The following is a 22627-nucleotide window of genomic DNA, read 5'->3' as shown; positions in this document are numbered from 1 at the left end:
TTAAGCGCGGACGGAGAAACGGCCGGCCCCGGCGATCAGCCCGCTTTCCCGCCCGCCGTGCGCACCAGGCCGTCGACGGCGACGATCCGGTCCGGCAGGCAGATGACCGGGTTCACGTCCAGCTCTTCGATCTCCGGAAAATCGGCCGCGATCTGCGACACCGCCGCGACACACTCTGACAGCATGCGGACCGGGAGCGGCGCGGAGCCGCGGTAGCCCTGGAAAAGCCGGGCGCCGCGAAGCCGGCGGATCATGGCTTCCGCCTCCTCCGGCGAAATCGGGGCGAGGTCCGTCGCGGCGTCGGAAAGCAGCTCGGTCAACACCCCGCCCATGCCGACGGTCACGGTCGGGCCGAAGCCCGGAACGTTGCGGCATCCGACGATCACCTCGAGCCCGGCCGGCACCATTTCCTGCACCAGCACCCCGTCGATCCGCGCGCTCGGCTCCGCCGCGCCGCACCGGGCAAGGATCTGCTCAAATCCGACCCGCGCCGCCGCCGCGCTGTCGACACCCAGAAGGACGCCGCCGGCATCGGTCTTATGCGGGATATCCGGGCTCTCGACCTTCAAGACAACCGGGAAGCCGATCTCCGCGGCCGCTTGCGCCGCATCATCGGCGCTCGTTACCAGGCGCTCCGCCGGCACGGCGAGCCCATAAGCCGCAAGCAGCTCCTTGGAGGCCCGCTCCGCCAGCACCGGACCGGCCTCCCGCGCGAGGATCGCGGCCGCCGCTTCGCGCGCGCTTTCGGGACGGGCCGGAGGTGCGGTCGCAACCGTACTCTGCGGCCGGGACGCTCGATCGCTCCAGGCTTTGAGGGCGAAAAAGGCACGGCGGATGGAGCGGAAGACGGCGACGTTCGGATCGCGCTCGGCCTCGATCGTCCCCGGCCCTTCCAGAAGCTGCGTCAGCCAGAGATAGATCAGCGGTTTGCCGTGCTTGGCCGCGATCGCGCTGAGCTTGGGCTGGCGCGCCGTGGCGGTCTCGTAGGCATAGGCATAGCCAAAGATCAGAGCACCGAAATTCGGATCGCCCATCAGCGTGTCGGCCGAGGCGAGCAGCGTGTCCACGTCGTTGATCACGCCGGCGGTGACGTCGCACGGGTTCTGGGCGGGCACGAACGGCGGCAACAGCTCCTTCAGACGACTCAGCGCGTCCGGCGACGGCTGCGGCAACGGCAGACCGGTGGCCTCGCTGGCGTCGGCCGCCATGATCGCCGCTCCGCCCGAGCCGGTCAGCACCGCGACGCCCGGCGCCGTCGGCGGCGGCGCCTTGGCAAAGAACCAGGCCGCCTCGATCAGCGCCTCGAAATCCTCCACGACGATGGCGCCCGCCCGCTCAAACAGCGCGTTCCAAAGCGCGGACGAGCCGGCAAGCGAGCCGGTGTGCGACATCGCCACCGCCGATCCGCGCTCGCCCGTCGCCATCTTCATCACGATCAACGGCTTGTCTTGCGCGCGCGCCACCTCCGCCGCGCGCAAGAATTTCAAGGGCTCCGCGACACCCTCGAAGACGCAGGCGATCGCCGTGCACGACGGGTCCTCAGCAAGGGCCGCGACCCAGTCCGCCACGTCCACATCCGCAGAGTTTCCGCAGCTCAGAACGTGGCTGAAGCCGACGCCGCGATCCATCGCTTGGGCGAGCGCGAAGCCGAGCGCGCCGGACTGGCTGATCAGCCCGATTGCCGGACCGCCTTGGTGGCGCCCTTCCGGCACGCCGGCAAAGCTGATCCGCGCGCCGCTGGTGTAGTTCAGGAGGCCCACGCAGTTCGGGCCGAGCAAGCGGATTCCGGCCTCACGCGCGCGGCGAGCGATCCGCTCCTGAACAGCGACGCTGTCACGATCCCCGAGCTCGGCAAAGCCGGAGGCATAGACCAGAACCGCCGGCACCCGGGCAGCGATGCACTCCTCCAGCAGGCCCTCCACGCTGGCGGCCGGTGTCGTGAGAACCGCCAGATCCGGCACCTCGGGCAAATCGGCGAGGGAGGGGTAGCAGATCGTGCCGTCGATCTCCGGATATTTGGCGTTCACGAGATAGAGCGCGCCATCGAACCCCGCCATATTCTCCGCGGTCCGCCCGCCAAAGGAGCCCTGGCGCGGCGACGCCCCGACGACGGCAACGCTTTTGGGCGCAATAAGCGGCCGCAACGCTTCCGCCGTATACGGCGGCCGGCGAAGTTCGACTGTCATATCCATCCTTCCTTCGAAGCGCTTCGGCGCCTCACGTCATTTCCGGTGAAAGGCGTCGACCGCCGCCGCGTGCTCGCGCGACAGGATGAAGCGGCCCTGCAACTCCGCCTCGTTGTCGAGCATCTGTTGATGGGAGCGGGTCTCCGCCCGTCGCAGAAGACCTTTCATCGCGGCCCGCGCATCGCCCGGCCAGTCGGCGATCTTTGCGGCGATCGCGACCGCCCTCGGTTGAAGGTCCTCGACGGCGAGCATCTCCGAAATCAGACCGAGTGCCTGAGCCCGATCGGCATCGAGCACCTCGTCCAGGAACACGATCCGACGCGCCGCGGCCGGCCCCGCCAACCGGGTGAGCTGATAGGACAGGCCGAAATCGCTCACCAACCCCTGCTTGAGAAAAGCGGTCCCGAAGCGGGCCGTCCGTGCCGCCAGAACCAGGTCGCAGCTCAGCGCCAGGGCAAAGCCGGCGCCGTAGGCGAACCCGTTCACCGCCGCCACGACCACTTGCGGCATCTCGGCGATACAGGCCGGAATGCGATGCATGAGAGCCAGATCGGCATGGCGCTGGGCCAGCGTCTTGCCCCGGTTCAACATCATCTCCTTGACGTCGCCGCCGGCGCAGAAGCCCCGCCCCTCCCCCGTCAGCACGACGGTGGCGATCGTTGGATCGTTCCGGATCTCCTCCAACACGGAAAGCAGTTGCTCGGAGAGCGCCATGGACAGCGCGTTCATGCGATCAGGGCGGGCAAGCCGCACCAGCGCGATGCCCGGCGCCGGCGCCTCCACCACAACGAAGTCTCGGGATTCCACGCGCCTCACTCCATTAACTGCGGCAGCCAGGTGATCGTCGCCGGAAAGGCGATGAAGATCGCCACGGCGATGGCGTCGGCGAGCAGGAACAGGAAGATCCCCCGGAAGATCGTAGTCAGCGACACCGACGGGCCGATCACCCCTTTGAGCACGAACACGTTCAGCCCGATCGGCGGCGTGATCATCCCGATCTCAAGGAACTTCACCAGGAACACGCCGAACCAGATCAGGTCGATGCCGGAGCCATCGAGGATCGGCAGCACCACCGGCAGCGTCAGCAGCATGGCGCCGAGCGGATCGAGGAACATGCCCATCAACAGGTAGATCAGGCACAGGCCCAGCAGCAGCGCCAACGGACTCGCGTTCATCGCGATGATGCCGTCGGCGATGAAATCGCCGGCGCCGGACAGCGTCAGAAAGCGCGTGAGAAGGGTCGCGCCGACGGCAATCAGAAACAGCGACGCGGTCGCGACGATGGTCTCCTTCAGCGCCTCCCAAAAGCCTTTCCAGCCGAGAGAGCGCCGCCCCATCGCGATCAGGATCGCCGCCAGCGCGCCCACGGCTCCCGCTTCGGTGGCGGTGAACAGGCCGAAGAACATGCCCCCTATGACGATGAGGAGCAGAAGCACGACCGGCCAAGTTTGCCGCAAAAGGCGAATGCGTTCGCTGAAGGAATCCGTCGTATCGGATCGCGGCGCGAAATCGGGGCGAACCGTAGCGACGATGATGATCACGCTCATATAGAGCAGCGCCGTGATCAGCCCGGCACCGACGCCGCCCAGGAACAGCTTGGAGATCGGCACTTCGGCGAAGATGCCGAACAGGATCATCAGGATCGAAGGCGGGATCAGCGCGCCGAGAGTGCCGGCCGCCGCGACCGTGCCGGTGGCAAGCGCCGGGCTGTACTTGGCCCGTAGCATTTCCGGCACGGCGATCCGCCCCATCGCCGCCGCGCAGGCAATCGACGAGCCCGTCACCGCCGCGAACCCCGCAGCTCCCCAGACCGAGGCGACCGCCAAGCCGCCCGGCAACCAGGCGAGCAGACTGCGCGCCGCCTCGAACAGCCCGCGCGTGAGGCCGGCGTGGTAGCAGACGAAACCCATCAGCAGGAACATCGGCACCGAGGACAGCGTCCACTTGGCCGCGAAATCGTAAGGCAGCGTCGCCAGCATGCCCAAGGCGGGGCGCGGACCAAGCAGGATATAAATGCCGGTGAAGCTGACCGCGATCAGGCTGATCCCGATCGGCGTGCGCAGCACCAGAAGCAACAGAACGACGGCAAGGCCGATAAGGCCGATGAGTTCACCGCTCACGGATCAGATGCCTTCCTCAATCGGATCGACGGTCTGATCGGCATCCGCATCGATCGGCGTCTCTCCCATTCCGCTCGCAAAGCCGCCCCAGAGCACGGCGACCCGGTAGGCGAGCACCGCCCCGAACACGGCGAAACCGACCGGCAGGAAGAAGTAGGTCTCCCAGACGGAGAGGTGGCGCCCGTTTTCGACGATGAAGCTGCCGGCCTCCATCCGCTCCACCGCCTCGTCCCACAGCGGCACGACCATGATGCAGACCGTCGCGACCGCGAGCAGGCAAACCGCGCCGCCGACAATGCGACGCCATCTGCGGGAAAAGTGCTGGTAGACGATCTCGACGGAGATATTCCGGTCGAGCATTTCGACGAGGCCGAGTGGCAGGAACGCCGCAGCAACCATGTACCACTTGGTGACGAGCGTCGCGGTCAGCGGGACATGAAGATTGAACAGGTTCTTCAACGTCACATCGACGGCGATCTGCAGCATCATCAAGACGACCGCCGCCGCCGCCACGAATGCGCAGCCCTGGGCGAGCCAGCGCAGCGCCTTGCCGATTATGATCATCGCGACAGATCTCTCCCGAGCGCTCTAGAGGTAGCCTCGTTCAAATTGAATAAATCTGAACGAGGCTACCTCAATTTATTGAATATCGAGCGCCTTTAAATTAGAGCGAATCCGGATTGATCTTATCGAACACTTCCCGCTTCAGAAGCGTTGCCACCGCGTCGGGATCTTCGGTGTCGAGACCTTCCGTCAGACCTTCCCACTTGGTCACGAGCTCGCGGACCGTCTCCACGCGCGCGTTGGCGTCGTCGATCCCATAGTCGGCGATCGCTTTCTCCGCGACTGTGTTGAGATCCTCATGCTGGAACTTCGCCGACGCTTCGGCGAGCGCCTCGTCCGGCTCGACCAGCTCCACCCCGCCGCTCGCCGGATCATCCAGGAAAACGGCGTTTTCGGCGTAGTAGTTGATCACGGTCCAGGCGAGACCTTCCGCAGCCGCATCGATAAAGGCGCGCTTGTGCTCTTCGCTCAGGTCGTTCCAGGTGTCGCGATTGACGTCGTACATCGCCGACCCGAGATAGAGCCCGATCGGCACATCCAGGACATAGTCGACGATCTCGCCGAAGGATTGGCTCTTCAGGGTGTCGAGGCCCTGGGTGTTGCCGTCGATCTGGCCCTGGTTGAGCGCTTCATAGACGTCCGCCGCCGTTACCACGACCGACTTGCCGCCCATCGCCTCGACCCAGCGGCCGAACGGACCGACGCCCCGGATCGTCTTACCGGAGAAGTCCTCCAAGGTCTGAATCTTGTCGAGGCTCATCAAATAGTACGGCCCGAGCGGCGCAAAGCCCAGGAACACATGGTTCATTGCGTCGAATTCCTTGAGACAAGGCTCGCAATTGAACATGTACTCGTTGACAACGCCGAGCATGACGACCGGATCGGCCGACGCCGTCGACATATCGCTCAGAAAATTCGTCTGAGGGAATTCGGCGCGCGCATAGGCGGGAATGTTGAACCCGACATCGACGATGCCGTCGCGCACACCGTTCAGCATCTCCGCGAAGGTCAACAGCGTGCCCGGGTAGACCTTTCCGGTATATTCCCCGTCGGTCTTCTGCTCGATCAGTTCCGCGAACTTGTCCATACCGCCGTTGAGCGCGTTCTTGCTGACGGTACCGCTGGCGATCCGCAGCTCGTCGGCAGACGCCGTCCCGATCGACAGCGCGAGCGCGAGCCCGCCGATGACCATCGCAGCAGAACGAATGGGTGTCTCAATTCGCATCTTGCGTCCTCCCGTGGCCCGCCCTTTCGGCTGCATATCTGCAGACCCCACGGACCGTTTTCATATTATGGAATATTTTTAGCCTGCCGCTCGACCGCGCCAGCGCCTTCAGAACATTAGCGAACTTGCCAATTTTCGCAACATATCTCTTTTAGAAGACGAAGCCACGGCGGGATGACATCCCATCCGTCAGGTCAAGCCCCAATCCTCACGCCCAATTTATCCCATATAATGGGCAATACCCCCCCCTCGTGCCGATCGCGCCGGCAACCGTCAAGGCAACCAGCCCGCCGAAAGGGGGTGCAGATCCGCTATTGCGCGTCAGCTCCCGGTGAACGGCATCGAGGAAAAGGCGCGTTCGGCGTCAAGCGCCTCGTCGATCGGCAATCGGGACGTCCGGTCGTAAAGATGCCGAATAGCGGCGACCGACGATGGGTCGCTCGCGGCACAGCGCTCCGCCAGAGCGAACGCGAATGCCTCCAACTCGGCCCGCGGCACGACATAGTCGCACAAGCCCAGCCGCAGCGCCTCGTGAGCATCGAGCACTTCGCAGGTGGTCGAAATCCGTATCGCAACCGCCAGACCGACGCGGCGCGGCAGACGCACGGACATGCCCCAGCGCGGCACGATCCCCAATTGCGCATGGGTGTCGCGAAACCGCGTATCATCGGCAGCAACGATGACGTCCGCCGCCAAGGCCAGCTCAAGCCCGCCGGTGTAGCAATGGCCGTGCACCGCCGCGATGGTCACCGGCGCCAGCTCGCCCAGAAGCTGGACGGTCTTGGAGCGGAATTCCGGATCATCCGTTACGACACCCGCCTTCAAGGCTTCGATGTCGGCACCGGCGCAGAACGAACGGCCATTGGCTTTCAGGACCAACGAGCGGATCGCCGCGCCTTCGCCGGCGATCGCCGTCAAGTGGCCCCGCAGGTCCCCCAGAAGCGCCGGCGACAAGGCGTTCAGCTTCTCCGGACGGTTCAGCGTGAGCACGACGCACGATCCCCGATTTTCCCGCGCTACGAGCCCGTCTCCGCCGTCGCCCCCTGCCCCGCGCGACATCGCTACCCGCCCACCGGATCCAGCGACGCGGTTGGCGCACCCGCCCGCCGGCGCGGCGGCCCGGCCACATACTCCCGCTCGATCCGATCGATCAGATCGGCCACCTTCGGCGTGTCGTCGATGAGCGCCACGCCCTGGCCGGCCGCCCAGACATCCCGCCACGGCCTGGCGTCGTCACGCGGCCGCTCGGCACCATAGGCCGGCAAGGCGTCGGGATCGTATCCCACCTCACGGATCGATTTTTTCAAGAGATTGGCCGGAATTCCATGGGTGAAGAACGGCGTGAAGACGAGATCGTCCGCCCCGCTCTCCACCAGGATCTCCTTATATCGCGGCGCCACCCGCGCCTCTTCGGTGGCGATGAAGCGGGTGCCCATATAGCAAAGGTCGGCCCCGAGCGCCTCGGCGGCACGCAAATGCGCGCCCGTCGAAATGCCGCCCGCGAGCACGATCACGCCGTCGAAAAAGGACCGCACCGCAGAGACGAAGACGAACGGATTCATCTGGCCCGAATGTCCGCCACCGCCGGCGCAGATCAGGATCATGCCGTCGACCCCGGCCTTGGCCGCCTTTTCGGCGTGGCGGATCGATGTCACGTCGTGGAAGACCATGCCGCCCCAGCCGTGCACCTCCTGCACGATCTCGTCGGGGGCGCCGTTGATGGTGATGAGCAGCGGCATCTTCCGCGCCTTGCAGACATCGACTTCCTGAGCGAAGCGATCCGCCGCGCCGACCTTGCCGGAACGCAGGCTGATGTTGGCGACATAGGGCGCGGTCGGCCGACCGGTCTCCTTGCGAAACGCCGCCAGTTCGGCCTCGAACTTGTCGAGCCATTCGGCATACTCGGCCGGCGCGCGCGCCGTCGCAGAAGAGCAAGCGGCCGCGACGTTGGCCTTGCAGGTCGCCAGGATCAGCTCCGGATAGGAGACCAAGAACATCGGTGCGCAGATCAACGGCAACCGCGTCTCGCCAAAGAGCGAGTCAAAACCCGGCAAAGCGCTCCTCCCTTGCGATTTTTTCGTATCAAAATATGGGACGCCAAATCCAACCCTAGCCCCACACTCTTATGATCGTCGAGAATTTTTGTCGTCTATTGAGGGGTCACCCTCGAAATATCCTTTTTGAAACTTCCATATAGTGAACGTCACTGTCATGCTTCGGCTTGAGGCCGGATGGGCGGCTGCAACGCGGCACCGCGTGCCGGCCCCTCGAAGCGGGCACACATCCAACCGGAATGAGGCCACCGTCATCATGAAAACCGCACTCGTTACCGGCGCCGGGACCGGCATCGGTCTCGCCACCGCCAAGCGTTTTCTGGAGTCCGGCGTCGCCGTGGTCGGCATCGGGCGGCGGGCGGAGAAACTTGCGGCTGTGCACGCCCTTCCCGGCGCCGACGAGATCGGGGTCGAAACCCTGACGCTCGACGTTCGCGACGACGATGCACCGGCGCGCGCGGTCGAAGCGGCCCTGACGCGCTTCGGTCGGCTCGACTATCTGGTGAACAATGCCGGGACCGGCTCGCCGAAGCCGGTTCACGAAGCCGAGGACGCCGATCTCGACGACAGCCTCGCCATAATGTTGCGCGCGCCGTTCCGCTTCACGCGTGCCGCCCTGGAAGCGATGCCGGAAGGCGGCGCGATCGTCTATGTCTCATCCACCTTCGCCTTGGTTGGCGGCTTGCGCGGCGGCGCCTACTCCGCGGCGAAGGCCGGACTGATCGGCCTGTCCAACCATGTGGCATGTCAGTATGGCAGCAGCGGCATCCGCTCCAATGTCGTCGCTCCGGGCGTCATCCCCACGGAGATGACGAAAGAGCGGCTCGACGACGAGCGCTTCCGGCGGATGAACGACGACATGACGCCGGCGAAAGGGCACGGACAGCCGGAAGACGTGGCCAATCTGATCGTCTTCCTGTGCTCCGACGCGGCACGCTGGATCAACGGTCAGACCGTCGCCGTCGACGGTGGCTGGTCGACGACCAAGTTTCTGAGCGAGACGGCCCTAACGTCCGAGCGCACCGAGGTCGACCCGGACTTCCACCACGCCGGCAAGCAGCGCCGGTAGCCGACGGCCGGTTTCGCGAAATTAAACGCCCGCTACGACTAGATCAAAAACGAAAGCGTGAAGATCGGCTTGTCGTTGTTGGCGAGCACGACCTTTTTCTTCTTCATTTTGAAGCCGTCGGCCACCCGGCGCAGCTCGTATTCGTTGCGGGTCGCCCATACCGTTTCGCCGCGCCCGCAATATTCGTAGACCATTGCGTTGGTCGCGACCCGGACATCGTCACCCTCCTGGTCGAGCAGCTCGATATTGGAGACGACCCGCGCGAGCTGGGACGGCGGCGTCTGGGTGTAGCGCTTACCGGTCTTGAGCTGCTTGATCCTCAGCGCGATCCGGGAGCGGTTGTCGTAGATGAACGACATTTCCCGCTCCGGGTCCGGATTCGCGCCATTGGCAGGAACCCAGTAGATTGCCTCATCGTCCCACAGCGCTTCCCAGTCATCGTAGGCGTGGGTATCCTGCAGCCGGGCCTCGCGATAGATGAACTGGCTGACGTCGCGGTAGAGTTCTTCGGAGACCGCTCCCATCACTCCGCCTCCATCAACGATTTGTAGTGGCGCCAGATGCCGCGCGACGGCAAGTCGTCGGTGGAATGACCGATCGTGTAACCGTCGGCGTCGTGGCCTTCCCGGTGCATGCCGCGCTCCAGGAACAGCCATTCCGGATCGTTCATGGCGAGGCCGCGCTGGTTGCGCTCGTACATTTCCGTATCGTCGGCCAGCAGGAAGCCCGCCGGCCCGACGGACCCCATGGTCTGCTGGCGCAGGCGCCGATTGAAGTCCGAAGCACCTTTGAACTGCAGCGCCGTCACATGCTGGATGGTCTCGTCCACGGCCTTCGGCTGGATCACGAAAAGCTGGATTTCGGCGATAAAGAGGTTCGGGAAGATCATGATGTGCGGCGTGCCGTCGATCATGATCTCGCGAGCCTTCTCCGCGCCATAGGCCGCTTCCATCTTGGAAACATAGTCGGGAAGCTTTCCAGCCGTGGTCCCGAACCAGCTCAACACTTCGTCGCGCTTGCGGAACTCCGGCCTGAGGTCGACTTCGGTATGGCCATTGCCGAAATCGCGCGAGACCGCGGAGGAGTCCGGACCGTAGAGCTCGCCGATCTTGCTGTCGGCCACCGAGAAGATCGACGCGTGGACGAAGCCGGGATGATAGCCGTCGCACTCATTTTCCAGGATGAACTTCCAGTTCGCCTTGGTGCGATGGTGCAGGAAGCCGGCGGTGACTTCGATTTCGCCTTCCGGAGAGTTCTCGCAAAGGCGGTCGATCGCATCGGCAGCGCCGCCCAGGTGCTCCTCCAGCGACGGCCCCTCGGGCGCCATGCTGCCGAACACGAACCCCTTGTAGATCGCCACCCGCGGCACCTGGCCGAGGCCGAGCTTGGACTTGTCCGCCCCTTGGTAGCCTTCGGGGAACGCATAGCCCATCAGCCGGCCATCGTTGGCGAAGGTCCAGGAATGGTAGGGGCAGGTGAAGGAGGAGCGGTTGCCCTTTTCGGTCACGCAGACGGTGTTGCCGCGATGGGGGCAGCGGTTCTGCAACAGCCGGATTTCCCCCTTTCGGTCGCGCACCATGATGACCGGCAGCGGGCCAATCGACTTGATGATGAAGTCGTTGCGATTGGGGATCTCGCTGACGTGACCGACATAGACCCAGGTCCGAAACCAGATCTTTTCCAGCTCGGCCTTGAAGATCTCAGAGTCGGCGTAAAGCGACCCATGCACCCGTCCCGGCTCGATCAGATGCGACCAGGTGGAGCTTGGTGTGGCGATGTTCATTGGCTTGCTACCCGCGGTTTGGGTTTAGGGGCAAAAGGCGAACCGATCGCCTTAAATTATAATCCGGCTGTACGTCTTAAATTTGATCTAGATCATGCCGCAGCGTTGGCAAGAAGCTGGCGCAGGTCGAAATCCGTGTCCGCCAACAGCGCGTCGTCGATCTTCGGCCCGTCCCGGCCAATGATCCGCTTGGCCACATTGAAGGCGGCGGCGCTGTTGATGGCATCGACCGCGACCAGCCGATCGCCGACGAGATAGAACACCGCGAACCGGCCGGAGTCCGGTTCGCCACGCAGCACCTCGCGGTGTCCGGTGCCACGAGGGACAAGACCTGCCGTCTGGAGCTTCAGGTCGTACTGGTCGGACCAGAACCACGGCACGGCCGGCGCCGGCAGTGCCTTCTCGCAAAGGCTGGCCGCGGCGATCTTGGCCTGTTCGATGGCATTGGCGACGGATTCCAATCGGATGACACCATCGGCGAAGGGATTCGGCGCGCGCGCGCAGTCGCCGATCGCATACACGTCCGGATCGCTGGTGCGCATCCTGGCATCCACGTCGATGCCGTCACCAACTGTGATCTCGAGGCCGGCATACATCGCGACTTCTTCGTTCGGCACAACACCGATCCCGACCACGGCGAGGTCGCAGTCGATTTCGCTGCCGTCGGTCAAAATCACCGAGCGGACGTGTTGTTCGCCCTTGAATTCCAGCACGCCGGCCGAGGTGCGGATGTCGACGCCCTTGGCACGGTGGAATCGCTCATAGAAGGCGGAGACAAGCGGACAGGTAACCCGCGCCAACACCCGCTTGGCCGCCTCCGCAACAACCACCGACTTGCCGAGCTTTGCCGCGACGGCGGCGACCTCCAGGCCGATATAGCCACCACCGACCACCAGCACCCGTTCCGCCGAGCCGAACGCGCTCTTCAGACGATCGACATCGGCGACATCGCGGAGATAGCCGACGCCCTCCAGCGTAATTCCGGGAACTTGGAGCCGCCTTGGCCGCGTCCCCGTGGCCAGCACCAGCTTGTCGTAGGCAATGGCATCGCCTTCGCTGGTGATCACGAAATTGTCGCGCCGGTCGATCGCCGTTGCCGACTCGCTCAGGCGCAGCTCGATCCCTTCAGACTCATAGAACGCGAGGTCGCGAAAGCTCAGCCGCTCCACCGGCATCTCGCCGGCGAGATAGGCCTTCGACAAAGGCGGGCGCTGATAGGGCGCGACTTCCTCGGCCCCGAGCAGGATCACCCGGCCCTCCCAGCCATTTTGGCGAAGGCTGAACGCGCATTGCACACCCGCCTGCCCCGCCCCGATGATGACCGCCGTCGCCACTCGCTGTCCGCCTTTCGTCGTTTCGCCCGGCGTCCTAAGCAGAAAAATTTATAAACCGGACGTTCGTCTTAGTTATAGTGTCTTCGACCTCAGGTCAAGCATTCCGGACAGGTGAGCCGCCAACGGCGGCGCATCTCGGGAACTTGCTCGCCCCGACCGACTCCCGCTTTCGCGACATCGACGGATGGCTCTAGGTCATTGATTGAAAACGCATACTGGCTGCCAACCGGCTTCCGCGCGCCTTATGCGCCTCTGGCATTCGAGGTCGCGAGCCCAGCCTTCTCGATCCGCGTCAGGATGAGGCAAGCGCCCCGCCCCTAGCTATCGTACCGGCCGACGATCGCTATCGAGCAGACATTCTGATGCGGCCAGCCCCCGAGATTATGGGTCAGCCCGATTTTCGGATCGGGAAGCTGGCGGTCCCCCGCCCGGCCCAACAACTGCAGATACATCTCATAGAGCATGCGAAGTCCGGACGCGCCGACCGGATGGCCGAAACACTTCAGCCCGCCGTCGATCTGGCATGGCGTCCGCCCATCGGCGTTGTAGGCACCGTCGAGCACGTCCCTCCACGCAGCGCCTTCGTCGGAGAGGAACAGATCTTCCATGGTGACCAGCTCGGTGATGGAGAAACAGTCGTGCACCTCCAACATGCTCACCTCGTCGCGGGGGCGCTGGATGCCCGCCTCTTCATAAGCGCGCCGCGCGGCCTCGCGCGTGGTCATGAAGTAGCTGCCGTCCCAGCTCCCATAGCTCGCCTCGGTGCCATTGGAGACGGCGAGCTGCAACGACTTCACCGCGACCAGATCGCTCTTGCCGAGCGCACGCGCGATCTCGGGCGTCGTGACGATGGCGGCCGCCGCTCCATCCGACACGCCGCAGCAATCGAACAGGCCGAGCGGCTCGGCCACGATCGGGGCGCTGATCACCTTGTCGATGTCGATCCGGTTGCGCAGATGCGCCTTCGGGTTCTTCGCGCCGTTGTCGTGGCTTTTCACGCTGACTTGTGCCATCGCCCGCTTCAGCTCGGCGGCGTCGACGCCGTGTTTCGCCCGGTAGGCGCTGGCAAGCTGGGCAAAACTGCCCGGTGCTGAAATGTTGGCGAAATACATGTCGTTCAGCGCGCCGCGTGTGCGTTGCGGCAGGCCGCCGTAACCGGTGTCCTTCAGCTTTTCCACGCCGACGGCGAGCGCGATATCGGCCGCTCCACTGGCGACGGCGTAGACCGCCCCGCGAAAGGCTTCCGTCCCCGACGCGCAGAAATTCTCCACCCGCGTGATCGGGATCATCGGCAAGCGGAGGGCGACCCCCATCGGAACGGCGGACTTGCCGACGTGCTGTTCCTCGATCGCGGTCGAAAACCAGGCGGCGTCGATCTGGCTCTTGTCGATGCCGGCATCCGCCATGCATTCGGTATAGGCCTCGATCATGAGATCGGTCGCCTCGGCGTCCCAGCGTTCGCCGAACGTCGAACAGCCCATGCCGAGGACGACGACCTTGTCCTTGATGCCTTTTGCCATGACGATCTCTAGACCCTCTCCGCCGCCGGCGTTGCCTTCCAGAAATAGCGTTTGATACCGCGCCGCTCGTCCTCCGCCTTGATGCGGAACACCATGGAAAGAGGACGGCCGGCCTCCACCTCGTCGGGAAGTGCGTCGGTGATATCCATCATCAGACAGCCTCCCTCCTGGAAACGGACCATGCCATAGAGAGCCGGCGGATCCGGGCAGTAGGTCAGCCGATCGGCCGTGAAGCTCTGCAGCGAGGCGCTTGTGTCGGCGAAACAGTGGTTGTGCTGGCTGTCGTGCGCCCCGCAGTTCGGATTGACGCAGATCGGCGTCTTCGGAAACTGCACGGCGCCGCAACGATCGCACTTGCCGCCGAAGAAGCCGAACAGCATGCGCCGGTTGCGGTACATGATCGTCGGCGCGGTTTGCAGATCGAGTTCGGCACGGATGCCGTGTTCGCGCTCGACCAGCTTGTTGAAGGCCAGATAGCGCATGTACCCGCCGGTGGAGAGACCGCGCGAGATCTGGTCGGCAAAGCTGGGAACCGGCCGATGGTCCGCCGCCGCCGACGTGGTTTCCAGGACGATCACATCGACGCCTTGGCCGAAGCCCACGACGACAATGCGTTCGCCGGCCCCCGCCGTCTCAAGCGCGGCGGCGAGCATCAGCAGCGGATGTGCGGCACCGGTAAAGCCGACCGTCGCAAACAGCGTGTCCGCGACGGCGCCCTCCCGCACGCCGGCCCGCTTGGCCAGGCTGGTGGCAATCGCAGGTGTGGGAGCGGGCAGGATGAAGCGATCGACGTCGGACCCCGCAAGGCCGGCTGCAGCCAGCGCCTCGGCGACGACGGGCGGCACCAGCTTGGCGTAGCCCTCGTCGCGGATCCAGCGCTCCTCCCAGCCATAGTTGAACTCGCGGTCGGCCGCCCGATAGTGATCGACGAAATCGACGGAGCGCTGCGCAGCGCCCAAGATCTTGGCGATCCCCTCCCCGTGACCGAGAAGCAGCGCCGCCGCACCGTCGCCGGATGTCAGCTCTTCCGAACTGCCGGCGCGGGCCGATCGATGCTCGGCCGCACACAGAAGGATCGGGCCTCCCTCCGCCGGTTCTGAACGCACAGCCGCAGCCAGGCCCGAGGTCCCGCACCTTGCCGATCCGCCAAGATCCAGCGTTGATACCGCTTCCTCCAGACCGAGGGCTGCGGCGACGAGGCCGGCATTCTGCCGATCAGCGAACGGCGCAGTGGTGGAAGCAAGCCTCACATCACCCGGGAGGTCGTGTCCGGCCAGCGCGATCCTTCCAGCCGCAACCGCCATGGTGACCGCATCCTCGTCCCAATTGGCATAGGCACGGGCCCCCTTGGCGAGGGCACCCATCCCGCCGGCGAACCAGCGGTTGGCTTCGACGATGTCACTGCGTGCGATCCGGTAGCGCGGCACGTAGGTGCCGGCGGAGAGAATGGACAACATGTCGGCAATGATTTCCCAACTTGTGGCCGATATGGCCGGGACGTGCCCGGCCATACCGTTGCGCATCAGTTCACGGGCTTGAAGCTCAAGGCGTCGTAGTCGGCTTGCATGATCTGAACCGGCTGGTTGGAGAAGGTCGAACCGTCCTTGAACGAGATTGGCGCCATCACGCCGACATCGAGGTCCTTGGTCTTGGCCAGAGCCGCGTTGGTGCAGTCCCAGGTCAGATCGTCGGCACAGCTCTCGATCGCCGCCAGAAGCACCCGCGTGGAGGCGTACCCGGTCATGGTGTAGCGGTTCATTTTGGAAAGCTCGTCCTCGTTGAGATAGGTCTTCGCCATCTCGACGAACGTCTTGCCCTGAGGGCTGTCGAACGGAACGACATAGTCGACGGCGTAGATGTCGTCGCTCGCCGGGCCGATCAGCTTCAGAACGACCGGGACGCGGCCCGGCCAGAAGATGCCGACCTCCGGCTTGATGCCGAGCTTTTCGAGCTCCTTCACCATCGCGACATTCTCGCTGATGATGCCGCCGGCGATCAGGACATCGACCTCGGCATCCTTGGCGCGCAGGATCTCGGAGGAAAAGTCGGTCTGGCCCCGCTTGTAGATGGTCTCGAAGACGACATTGAAGTCTCTCTCCTTCTTCGCCTCCGCAAGGCCCTCGCGCAGCGCGACGCCGTAGTCGTCGTCCTGGGTAACCAAGCCCCACTTCTTGTCCGGGAACCGCTCGGCCAGGAACAGGGCGAGCTGCTTCATGCCCTCGTCGTAGGACTGGCCGATCACGAAGACATTCTCACGCGGCGGATTGTAGAGCGGCGGCACCGGCCCGATCGGGACCATGGTCGGAATGCCGGCCTGCTCCACCACCGGCACCGAGGCGATCGCCTGGCCGGAGCCCGACAGCGCCGTCAGGGCAAACACCTTGTCGACGGAGATGAGCTTGCGAAGCGCCTGGATCGTCCGCGAGGAGACGTAACCGTCGTCCTCCGCGATCAGGCGCAGCTTGCGCCCGGCGATCCCGCCCTGGGCGTTTTTCTCCTCAAGCGCCAGCCGGACGCCGATATTGTGCGCGATGCCGAGCAGGCCGGGCGGACCCGACAGCGGCTCGACCTCGCCGAGAATGATCTCCGTATCCGTCACGCCCTGGTCCTGCGCCAGGGCGGCCTGCGCCGACGCGGCGAACAGGGTTGCAGCGGCAACCGCTTTGATCGACCCCTTTATCATGGGTGCTTTCCTCTCCCGGTTTTCTGTTTTCGTTTCAATTGTTTAGTAGCGTAGCGGCCAGTTCACCCAGGCACGCTTCACGTCGCGCCAAAGCCCGACGAGCCCGTGCGGCTGGAAACGGAGGAAGGCGATGATGACGACGCCGTAGAGCATGCTCTTCAGCTCGTGCGCGCCGGTCGATAGCGAGCGTGCGAACTCATCGCCGAGAAGGCCGAACAGGATGTTGGCGAATTCGGGAATGAGCACCACGAAGATCGTACCGAGCACCGCGCCGAGCGCCGTCCCAACGCCGCCGACGATCAAGATCGCCAGGGCCTCGATCGACAGCAGGAACGGAAAACCCTCGACGGTGACGAAGCTCAGGAACATGCCGTAAAGCGCACCGGCGATGCCGACGATGAACGAGCTCGTCACGAAGGCGAACAGCTTGTAGGCGTGCAGGTTGACGCCCATGACCCGCGCCGCGGTGTCGTTGTCGCGCACGGCGACGAACGCACGGCCGATGCGGCTTCGACGAATGTTCAAGGTGGCGAGCAGCGCGGCCGCCGCAACGCCGATACACAGGAGCGCGAACGCCGCGTCGTTCTGGAACGAGATCCCGAGGATCTCGGGACGGTTCACGAAGATGCCGCGCGCACCGCGCGTCAGCCCGTCGAAATCCAGAACGAGATGGTTGATGATGAAGGCGAAAGCGAGCGTCGTGATCGCAAGGTAAAGGCCAGTGAGCCTCAGCGACGGTATACCCACGACAAGGCTCGCGACCGCGGGCACCAGACCCGCGAGAAGAAGGCCCACGAGCGGGTCCCAGCCGTAGAGCGCCGTGGGGATGGCATAGGCATAGGCGCCGAGCACCATGAATCCCGCCTGGCCCAGCGAAATTAGGCCGGTCCAGCCGGTAAGCACGTTCAGACCCAGCGCCCCGACCATGGTGATCGCCATCAGGGTCAGAAGCGAGAGATAGAACGCATTCAGGTAGAACGGCAGCACGATCAGCGCGAGAACGAGGGCGATCGTCCATCCCCGAACGTGCCAGGAATCGGTGAGGTTGATCTGCTCGCCGATGGTTTCCTTGAAGACACCCGACCGCATCAGACCCTCTCGATCCGCTTTTCACCGAACAGTCCGAAGGGTCGGACCATCAAAATGACGATGATGATGACGAAGCCCGCGACCTCTTTGATCGCCGGACTGATGTAACCGCCGGTCAGGTTCTCGATGCCGCCGATGACCAGGCCGCCGAAGGCCGACCCGATGACGGAATCGAGGCCGCCGACGATGGTTGCCGGGAACGCCTTGAGGCCGAGCGCGAACATGGACGGCGAAAGCTCGTAGACGATTGCGAACAGGACGCCGGCAATCCCGGAGATGACCGCCGCGGCGGCCCAGGCCACCGACTGGACGCGGGCGGCGCTCACCCCCATCAGAAGGGCCGTGCGGTCGTCGCTGGCGACGGCCCGCATCGCCACGCCGAAGCGCGAATAGCGGAAGAAGGCGAAGAAGCCGATCATGGTGAGGATCAACAGGACGAGCACGGCGATCTGCCCGGTGCGCATGCGCGCGCCCGCGACTTCCACGATCCCGCGCCCGAGCCCGATGTCGAGCGCGTGCGGATAGGCGTCCCACAGGAAGACGACCGAAGAGCGCAGGATCACCGCCAGGCCGATCGTGACCATGATGGTGGCAAACAGCGGCTCGCCGATCATCGGCCGGATCACGAGCCGCTCGATGAGGAGCCCGAAGGCAATGGCGAACACGACCGCGCCGAGCGCGACCAGAAACGGGTTGCCGTCGACATAGGACGAGATCGTCCAGGCCACATAAGCGATGATCATGGAGATCTCGCCCTGGGCGAAATTCACGATCCCGGTGGCCTTGAAGATGACCGCGAAGCTCATCGCGATCAGGCCGTAGATCGCGCCGATCGCGAGCCCGGAGATAGACAGTTCGATCAGGTAGCTCATCGGCCGCCCTCCCCGCCGTAGATCGTGGCCAGCTCCTTGGCGAACTTCTTGTCGATGATGGAGCGACGCACCTTCTGGGTCGCCGTCAGCTCGCCGTCGTCGTGGTCGAGCTCCTTTTCCAGGATCAGGAACTTGCGGATGTTCTCCACCCGGGCGAAGCGCTTGTTCACGTCGTCGACGACGCCCTGGACCAGGACGCGAACCTGAGGCAGTTCGGTGAGCGACTTGTAGGTGGTGTAGGGCAGCCCCTCGTCGCTCGCCCACCGGCCGACATTGTCGAAGTCGATCTGGATCAGAGCGGCCAGGAATTTCCGGCCGTCACCTACGACGATCACTTCCTTGATGTAAGGGCTGTCCTTGAGGGCGTTTTCGATCTCGGACGGCGCAATGTTCTTGCCGCCGGAAGTAATGATGATCGCCTTCTTGCGGTCGACGACGGTGATTTCGTCGTTCTCCATCACCCGAACGATGTCGCCGGATTTCAGCCAGCGCCCGTCCATGGTGGCGGCCGTTGCCGAAGGGTCGCGGAAGTAGCCCTTGAACACCGTCGGCCCGGCAAGCTCGATCTCGCCGTCGTCGGCAAGCCGATATTCCGCGCCTTCGACCGGAACGCCGCAGCCGCCAAGCGCGCGATGGCCGTCGTCCTGGATGAAGACGCACCCGGCCGATTCCGTCATGCCGTAGCCTTGGCTCACCGGAAGGCCGATGACGGAGAAGAAGCGCAGCGTCTCCGGCGAGACCGAAGCGCCGGCGCACAGTCGATGCACCGTCCGATCAAGCCCCAGATGCTTGCGCACATCGCGGAATAAAAGCGCGTCGCAGGCTGCCGCCACCGCCTTGTCGGCGATCGAAAGCTGGCCCTCGGCACGCTTGTCGTCGAGTTGCCGGCCGAGCCGGAACATCCGATCGACCATTCCGCGCCGGATCGGCCCGCTCTCGGTAATGCGAAATTCGAAGCCTTCCTTCAACTTCTCCCAGATGCGCGGCACACCGATGAACATGGTGGGCGCGATTTCGCGCACGTTGGTCGCCACCGTGTCGATGCTCTCGGCGAAGTTGACCACACCGCCGAGCACGAGCTGCATGCACATGGAGTAGCAGCGTTCGGCGGCATGGCAGAGCGGGAGGTAGCCCACCGCCTCGAAGCGGTGCTTCTCCATACCCACTGCACGGGCATAGGCCATCGTGGAAGAGACCAGATTGCGATGGGTCAGCATCGCGCCCTTCGGAGGGCCGGTGGTGCCGGAGGTGTAGACCATCAAGGCGACGTCGTCGGGCACGGCCTCCTCGATCGCCCGGTCGAGCCGCTCGGCCGCATCCGGATGCCTCTCCAGGTAGGCGTCGCCGCGGGCCAGAAAATCCTCAAACGACAGAAGGCCCGGATCGGCGTAGCGTCGCATCCCCTTCATGTCGACGCAGACGATGGTGCCGAGATCCGGCAAGCCGCCCTCGTTCGCCTGGGCGTCGAGGACCTTGTCGGTCTGCTCCTGGTCGCCGGTCACGGCCAGACGCGCCCCGGAATGTCGCGCGATATATTGCAGCTCCGGCCAAGGGTTGGTCGGATAGATGCCGACCGGCACGACGCCAAGCATCTCCGCACCGAGATCGGCGTAGTACCACTCCGGCGAATTCTCGCTGGCGATGACGAGGCGATCCCCGCGCGAAAGCCCCAGCGACATCAGCGCGAGCGCGAACCGGCGGGCCTGGCGCTCATAGTGCGCCCAGTCGTAGCGCTTCCAGATGCCGTGCTCCTTCTCGCGCAGGGCAAGCGTGGCGCCGTGGCGCGCGGCTCGGGCCCGCAAGATGCGCGGTAGCGTGGTGGCACCGGAAATCAACACATCGCGGGCGAGCGGATCGTGCCCTTCGGCAAGCGGCGTCCTGTCGCTCGCCAGCAGCGCGGTCTTCGGATCGAGCTCGACGACGGACGAAGCGGTCATGGACGAGCGAGCTCCCTGTCTCCGTTTGCCCCCTCTGTGGCCACTTCAGCGGCCTGCTTCTTGCCGAGATAGGCTTCCGCCACCTCCGGATGAGCCTGAACCTCGGCCGGCTCGCCTTCCGTTACGGTGCGGCCGAAATTCAGCACGTGAACCCGGTCGGAAATGTCCATGACCAGGTGCATGTCGTGCTCGATCAACAGGATCGCGATGCCGAGCTCATCCCGGATATCCAGAATGAAGCGAGCGATATCCTCAGTCTCTTCCCGGTTCATACCCGCGACGATCTCGTCGAGCAGGAGAAGCTTCGGGTCGGAGGCAAGCGCACGTCCGAGTTCGACGCGCTTCTGCTGACCATAGGAGAGCGAGCCCACGACCTTGTCGCGGATGCTCTCGATTTCCAGAAATTCGATGATCTCCTCGGCCTTCTGACGCGCCGCGATCTCTTCGCGCCGGCAGCGGCCGTAATGGAATACCGCTTCCACCACACTGGTCTTCATGTGGCGATGGAGGCCAACGAGGATGTTCTCAACCACCGTGCCGTGCTTGAATAGAGCCAGGTTCTGGAACGTTCGGCTGATCCCGAGCGTGGTGTAGTTCCAGGGCCGAACCTTCGCGAGATTGCGGCCTTCGAACGTGATCGTCCCGGACGACACCGGAAGCACGCCGGAGATCAGGTTGAAGAGCGTCGTCTTCCCCGCCCCGTTCGGCCCGATCACGGAGAAGATCTGCTCGGGGAAGACCTCCAGCGAAACGTGATGGACGGCAGTGACACCGCCAAAAGCTTTGGTGACGTTGTCGAGCGACAGGAGCGGCCCGGTCATGACAGCCACCTCTTGCGCCGTTTGTAGTGTTTGACGTCGCGGAAGCTCTTGCGCTCCCCAGCCCCGGCATAGCCGAGATAAAATTCCTGAACTTCCGCATTGCGCTCCAGCGCGGCCGCGTCGCCGTCGAGCACGATCCGGCCATTCTCCAGGATGTAACCGTAGTCCGCCACGGCGAGCGCCTGGGCGGCACTTTGCTCGACCAACAGGATCGTCATCCCCATCTCGCGGCGCATGCGCCCGATAGTCTCGTAGATCGTCTCGATGATGAGCGGGGCGAGGCCGAGCGAGGGCTCGTCGAGCGCCAGCAGCTTCGGCGATGCCATCAACGCACGCCCGATCGCCACCATCTGCTGCTCGCCGCCGGAGAGATAGCCGGCGGTCTGGCCCCTTTTTTCCGCGATGCGCGGGAACAACTCGAACACCATCTCGCGGCGGGCGCGCAAATCCGCCTGGGACTGCAGATAGCCGCCCATCATCAAATTCTCCTCCACGGAGAGATTGATGAAGAGCCGTCGCCCCTCCGGCACCTGGACGATGCCCTTGCGCACGATGGCTTCCGCGGAAAGGCCGGCAATCGGTTCGTCGCGGAAAAGAATACCGCCCTTCTCGATCTCGCCCTCCTCGATGTCGAGGATGCCGGACAGCGCCTTCAATACCGTCGACTTGCCGGCCCCGTTGGAGCCCAGCAGCGCGACGATCGACCCCTCCGAAACCGCGAGCGAGACATCGCGCACGGCTTCGATGGCATCGTCGTAGACGATCTGCAGATTGTTGATTTCGAGCAGGTTCGGCACGCTTTCCGCTCCAGCGGTGGACCGGCCCTCAAAGCTATGCACGTTCATCGCGCCCTCGGATGCGCCTGGTGTGCGCCACCGTTGGCCTGCCGCCCTGCCTGAGCGGCCCGAAACGCGGCATCTGGTTCACATGGACACGCCCCGAACGGGCCCGCGTCCTTCGATTTTCGATCGAAAGGAAGCTTCAACTGGCATTTCCCCGTCTGTCGGCGCATGCGGCGCCGGCTCACGCCCTTCGAGGGACGTCATTCTCTGATTGTTGTCAGATTAATATAATCCGGATAACCGATCAATTAATTTCTGTCGAACTGGACCGGCTCGCAATTCGGCGTGTGCCCAGAGGGTGAATGCACGCCGACCGGAGACGGCACGGACGTCGAATCCATCCGTTAAATATCTGTTATTCTTCTCATTTCGCGAGTTCGGGCCGACCAGGCGCAGCTCTACCCAATTCTCGGATGACAGGCGTTCGACATGGTTCGCTCCTCCTCAATAAGTTGAACAATCGTGTTGTTATCGCTAGAGCATGCCGCAAATATCGGGGTTCGTCGCGGCTTGTGAGGTTCCCCTGAC

19 protein-coding genes are annotated in these 22627 nt (G+C 64.2%); 1 reads left to right on the top strand and 18 read right to left on the bottom strand.

The annotated features are described in order from the left end of the window. Positions 1 to 35: 35 nt before the first annotated feature. The 7 genes from HNS03_RS03320 to HNS03_RS03290 form a co-directional block, all read right to left on the bottom strand. Complete coding sequence (locus HNS03_RS03320) at positions 36 to 2186, bottom strand: acetate--CoA ligase family protein (RefSeq protein WP_367193070.1); 2151 nt, start codon at positions 2184 to 2186, stop codon at positions 36 to 38. Positions 2187 to 2222: 36 nt separating this feature from the next. Continuing rightward, a complete protein-coding gene (locus HNS03_RS03315) occupies positions 2223 to 2993 on the bottom strand; it encodes an enoyl-CoA hydratase/isomerase family protein (RefSeq protein WP_367193068.1) in 771 nt (256 codons plus the stop codon). A 5-nt stretch (positions 2994 to 2998) separates the two neighbouring features. Continuing rightward, positions 2999 to 4306 (bottom strand): TRAP transporter large permease, encoded by a 1308-nt coding sequence (locus HNS03_RS03310; RefSeq protein ID WP_367193066.1) that lies wholly within the window; start codon positions 4304 to 4306, stop codon positions 2999 to 3001. A 3-nt stretch (positions 4307 to 4309) separates the two neighbouring features. Then, the gene (locus HNS03_RS03305; RefSeq protein ID WP_367193064.1) at positions 4310 to 4870 is read right to left on the bottom strand and encodes a TRAP transporter small permease; all 561 of its coding nucleotides are present in this window, start codon (positions 4868 to 4870) and stop codon (positions 4310 to 4312) included. 100 nt (positions 4871 to 4970) lie between these two features. Beyond that, positions 4971 to 6095 carry a C4-dicarboxylate TRAP transporter substrate-binding protein gene (locus tag HNS03_RS03300; RefSeq protein ID WP_367193063.1) on the bottom strand — a complete coding sequence of 375 codons (1125 nt, stop codon included), beginning with the start codon at positions 6093 to 6095 and terminating at the stop codon, positions 4971 to 4973. Positions 6096 to 6416: 321 nt separating this feature from the next. Next, a complete protein-coding gene (locus tag HNS03_RS03295) occupies positions 6417 to 7085 on the bottom strand; it encodes an enoyl-CoA hydratase/isomerase family protein (RefSeq protein WP_367193061.1) in 669 nt (222 codons plus the stop codon). Between the two features lie 71 nt (positions 7086 to 7156). Next, positions 7157 to 8149 (bottom strand): NAD(P)H-dependent flavin oxidoreductase, encoded by a 993-nt coding sequence (locus tag HNS03_RS03290; protein ID WP_367193060.1) that lies wholly within the window; start codon positions 8147 to 8149, stop codon positions 7157 to 7159. A gap of 256 nt (positions 8150 to 8405) precedes the next feature. On the opposite strand from HNS03_RS03290, the gene HNS03_RS03285 reads away from it, so the two are divergent. Continuing rightward, positions 8406 to 9218, top strand: coding sequence for an SDR family NAD(P)-dependent oxidoreductase (locus HNS03_RS03285; protein ID WP_367193058.1), 813 nt, complete (start codon positions 8406 to 8408; stop codon positions 9216 to 9218). 38 nt (positions 9219 to 9256) lie between these two features. Here HNS03_RS03285 and HNS03_RS03280 read toward each other — a convergent pair whose 3' ends face one another. The 11 genes from HNS03_RS03280 to HNS03_RS03230 all read right to left on the bottom strand — a co-directional run bounded on the left by HNS03_RS03280 (position 9257) and on the right by HNS03_RS03230 (position 22102). Continuing rightward, positions 9257 to 9742, bottom strand: coding sequence for an aromatic-ring-hydroxylating dioxygenase subunit beta (locus tag HNS03_RS03280; protein WP_367193057.1), 486 nt, complete (start codon positions 9740 to 9742; stop codon positions 9257 to 9259). After that, positions 9742 to 11001, bottom strand: a complete 1260-nt coding sequence (locus tag HNS03_RS03275; protein ID WP_367193054.1) for a Rieske 2Fe-2S domain-containing protein — start codon at positions 10999 to 11001, stop codon at positions 9742 to 9744. Before HNS03_RS03275 ends, HNS03_RS03280 begins: the two co-directional genes overlap by 1 nt. A gap of 92 nt (positions 11002 to 11093) precedes the next feature. After that, entirely contained in the window at positions 11094 to 12335 is a 1242-nt protein-coding gene (locus HNS03_RS03270; RefSeq protein ID WP_367193053.1) for an NAD(P)/FAD-dependent oxidoreductase, read from the bottom strand. Between the two features lie 317 nt (positions 12336 to 12652). After that, a complete protein-coding gene (locus HNS03_RS03265; protein WP_367193052.1) occupies positions 12653 to 13855 on the bottom strand; it encodes an acetyl-CoA acetyltransferase in 1203 nt (400 codons plus the stop codon). An 8-nt stretch (positions 13856 to 13863) separates the two neighbouring features. After that, positions 13864 to 15312: a 3-oxoacyl-[acyl-carrier-protein] synthase III C-terminal domain-containing protein gene (locus HNS03_RS03260; protein ID WP_367193051.1), complete on the bottom strand. Its 1449-nt coding sequence runs from the start codon at positions 15310 to 15312 to the stop codon at positions 13864 to 13866. A gap of 65 nt (positions 15313 to 15377) precedes the next feature. After that, positions 15378 to 16538: an ABC transporter substrate-binding protein gene (locus HNS03_RS03255; RefSeq protein WP_367193049.1), complete on the bottom strand. Its 1161-nt coding sequence runs from the start codon at positions 16536 to 16538 to the stop codon at positions 15378 to 15380. Between the two features lie 42 nt (positions 16539 to 16580). Next, positions 16581 to 17627 carry a branched-chain amino acid ABC transporter permease gene (locus HNS03_RS03250; RefSeq protein WP_367193048.1) on the bottom strand — a complete coding sequence of 349 codons (1047 nt, stop codon included), beginning with the start codon at positions 17625 to 17627 and terminating at the stop codon, positions 16581 to 16583. Beyond that, on the bottom strand, positions 17627 to 18499 hold the full coding sequence (locus HNS03_RS03245) for a branched-chain amino acid ABC transporter permease (protein WP_367193046.1): 873 nt from the start codon (positions 18497 to 18499) through the stop codon (positions 17627 to 17629). Before HNS03_RS03245 ends, HNS03_RS03250 begins: the two co-directional genes overlap by 1 nt. Beyond that, positions 18496 to 20436, bottom strand: coding sequence for a long-chain fatty acid--CoA ligase (locus HNS03_RS03240; protein WP_367193045.1), 1941 nt, complete (start codon positions 20434 to 20436; stop codon positions 18496 to 18498). The genes HNS03_RS03245 and HNS03_RS03240 overlap by 4 nt, the downstream gene beginning before the upstream one ends. Further along, entirely contained in the window at positions 20433 to 21257 is an 825-nt protein-coding gene (locus HNS03_RS03235; RefSeq protein WP_367193044.1) for an ABC transporter ATP-binding protein, read from the bottom strand. The genes HNS03_RS03240 and HNS03_RS03235 overlap by 4 nt, the downstream gene beginning before the upstream one ends. Then, on the bottom strand, positions 21254 to 22102 hold the full coding sequence (locus HNS03_RS03230; RefSeq protein ID WP_367193043.1) for an ABC transporter ATP-binding protein: 849 nt from the start codon (positions 22100 to 22102) through the stop codon (positions 21254 to 21256). Before HNS03_RS03230 ends, HNS03_RS03235 begins: the two co-directional genes overlap by 4 nt. Positions 22103 to 22627 lie beyond the last annotated feature (525 nt).

This window comes from Amorphus sp. 3PC139-8 (assembly GCF_040750475.1).
In the GTDB taxonomy this organism is placed as follows: Bacteria; Pseudomonadota; Alphaproteobacteria; order Rhizobiales; family Amorphaceae; genus Amorphus.
The sequence above is the reverse complement of the archived record's forward strand: the minus strand, read 5'-3'. Positions and strand labels throughout refer to the sequence as shown.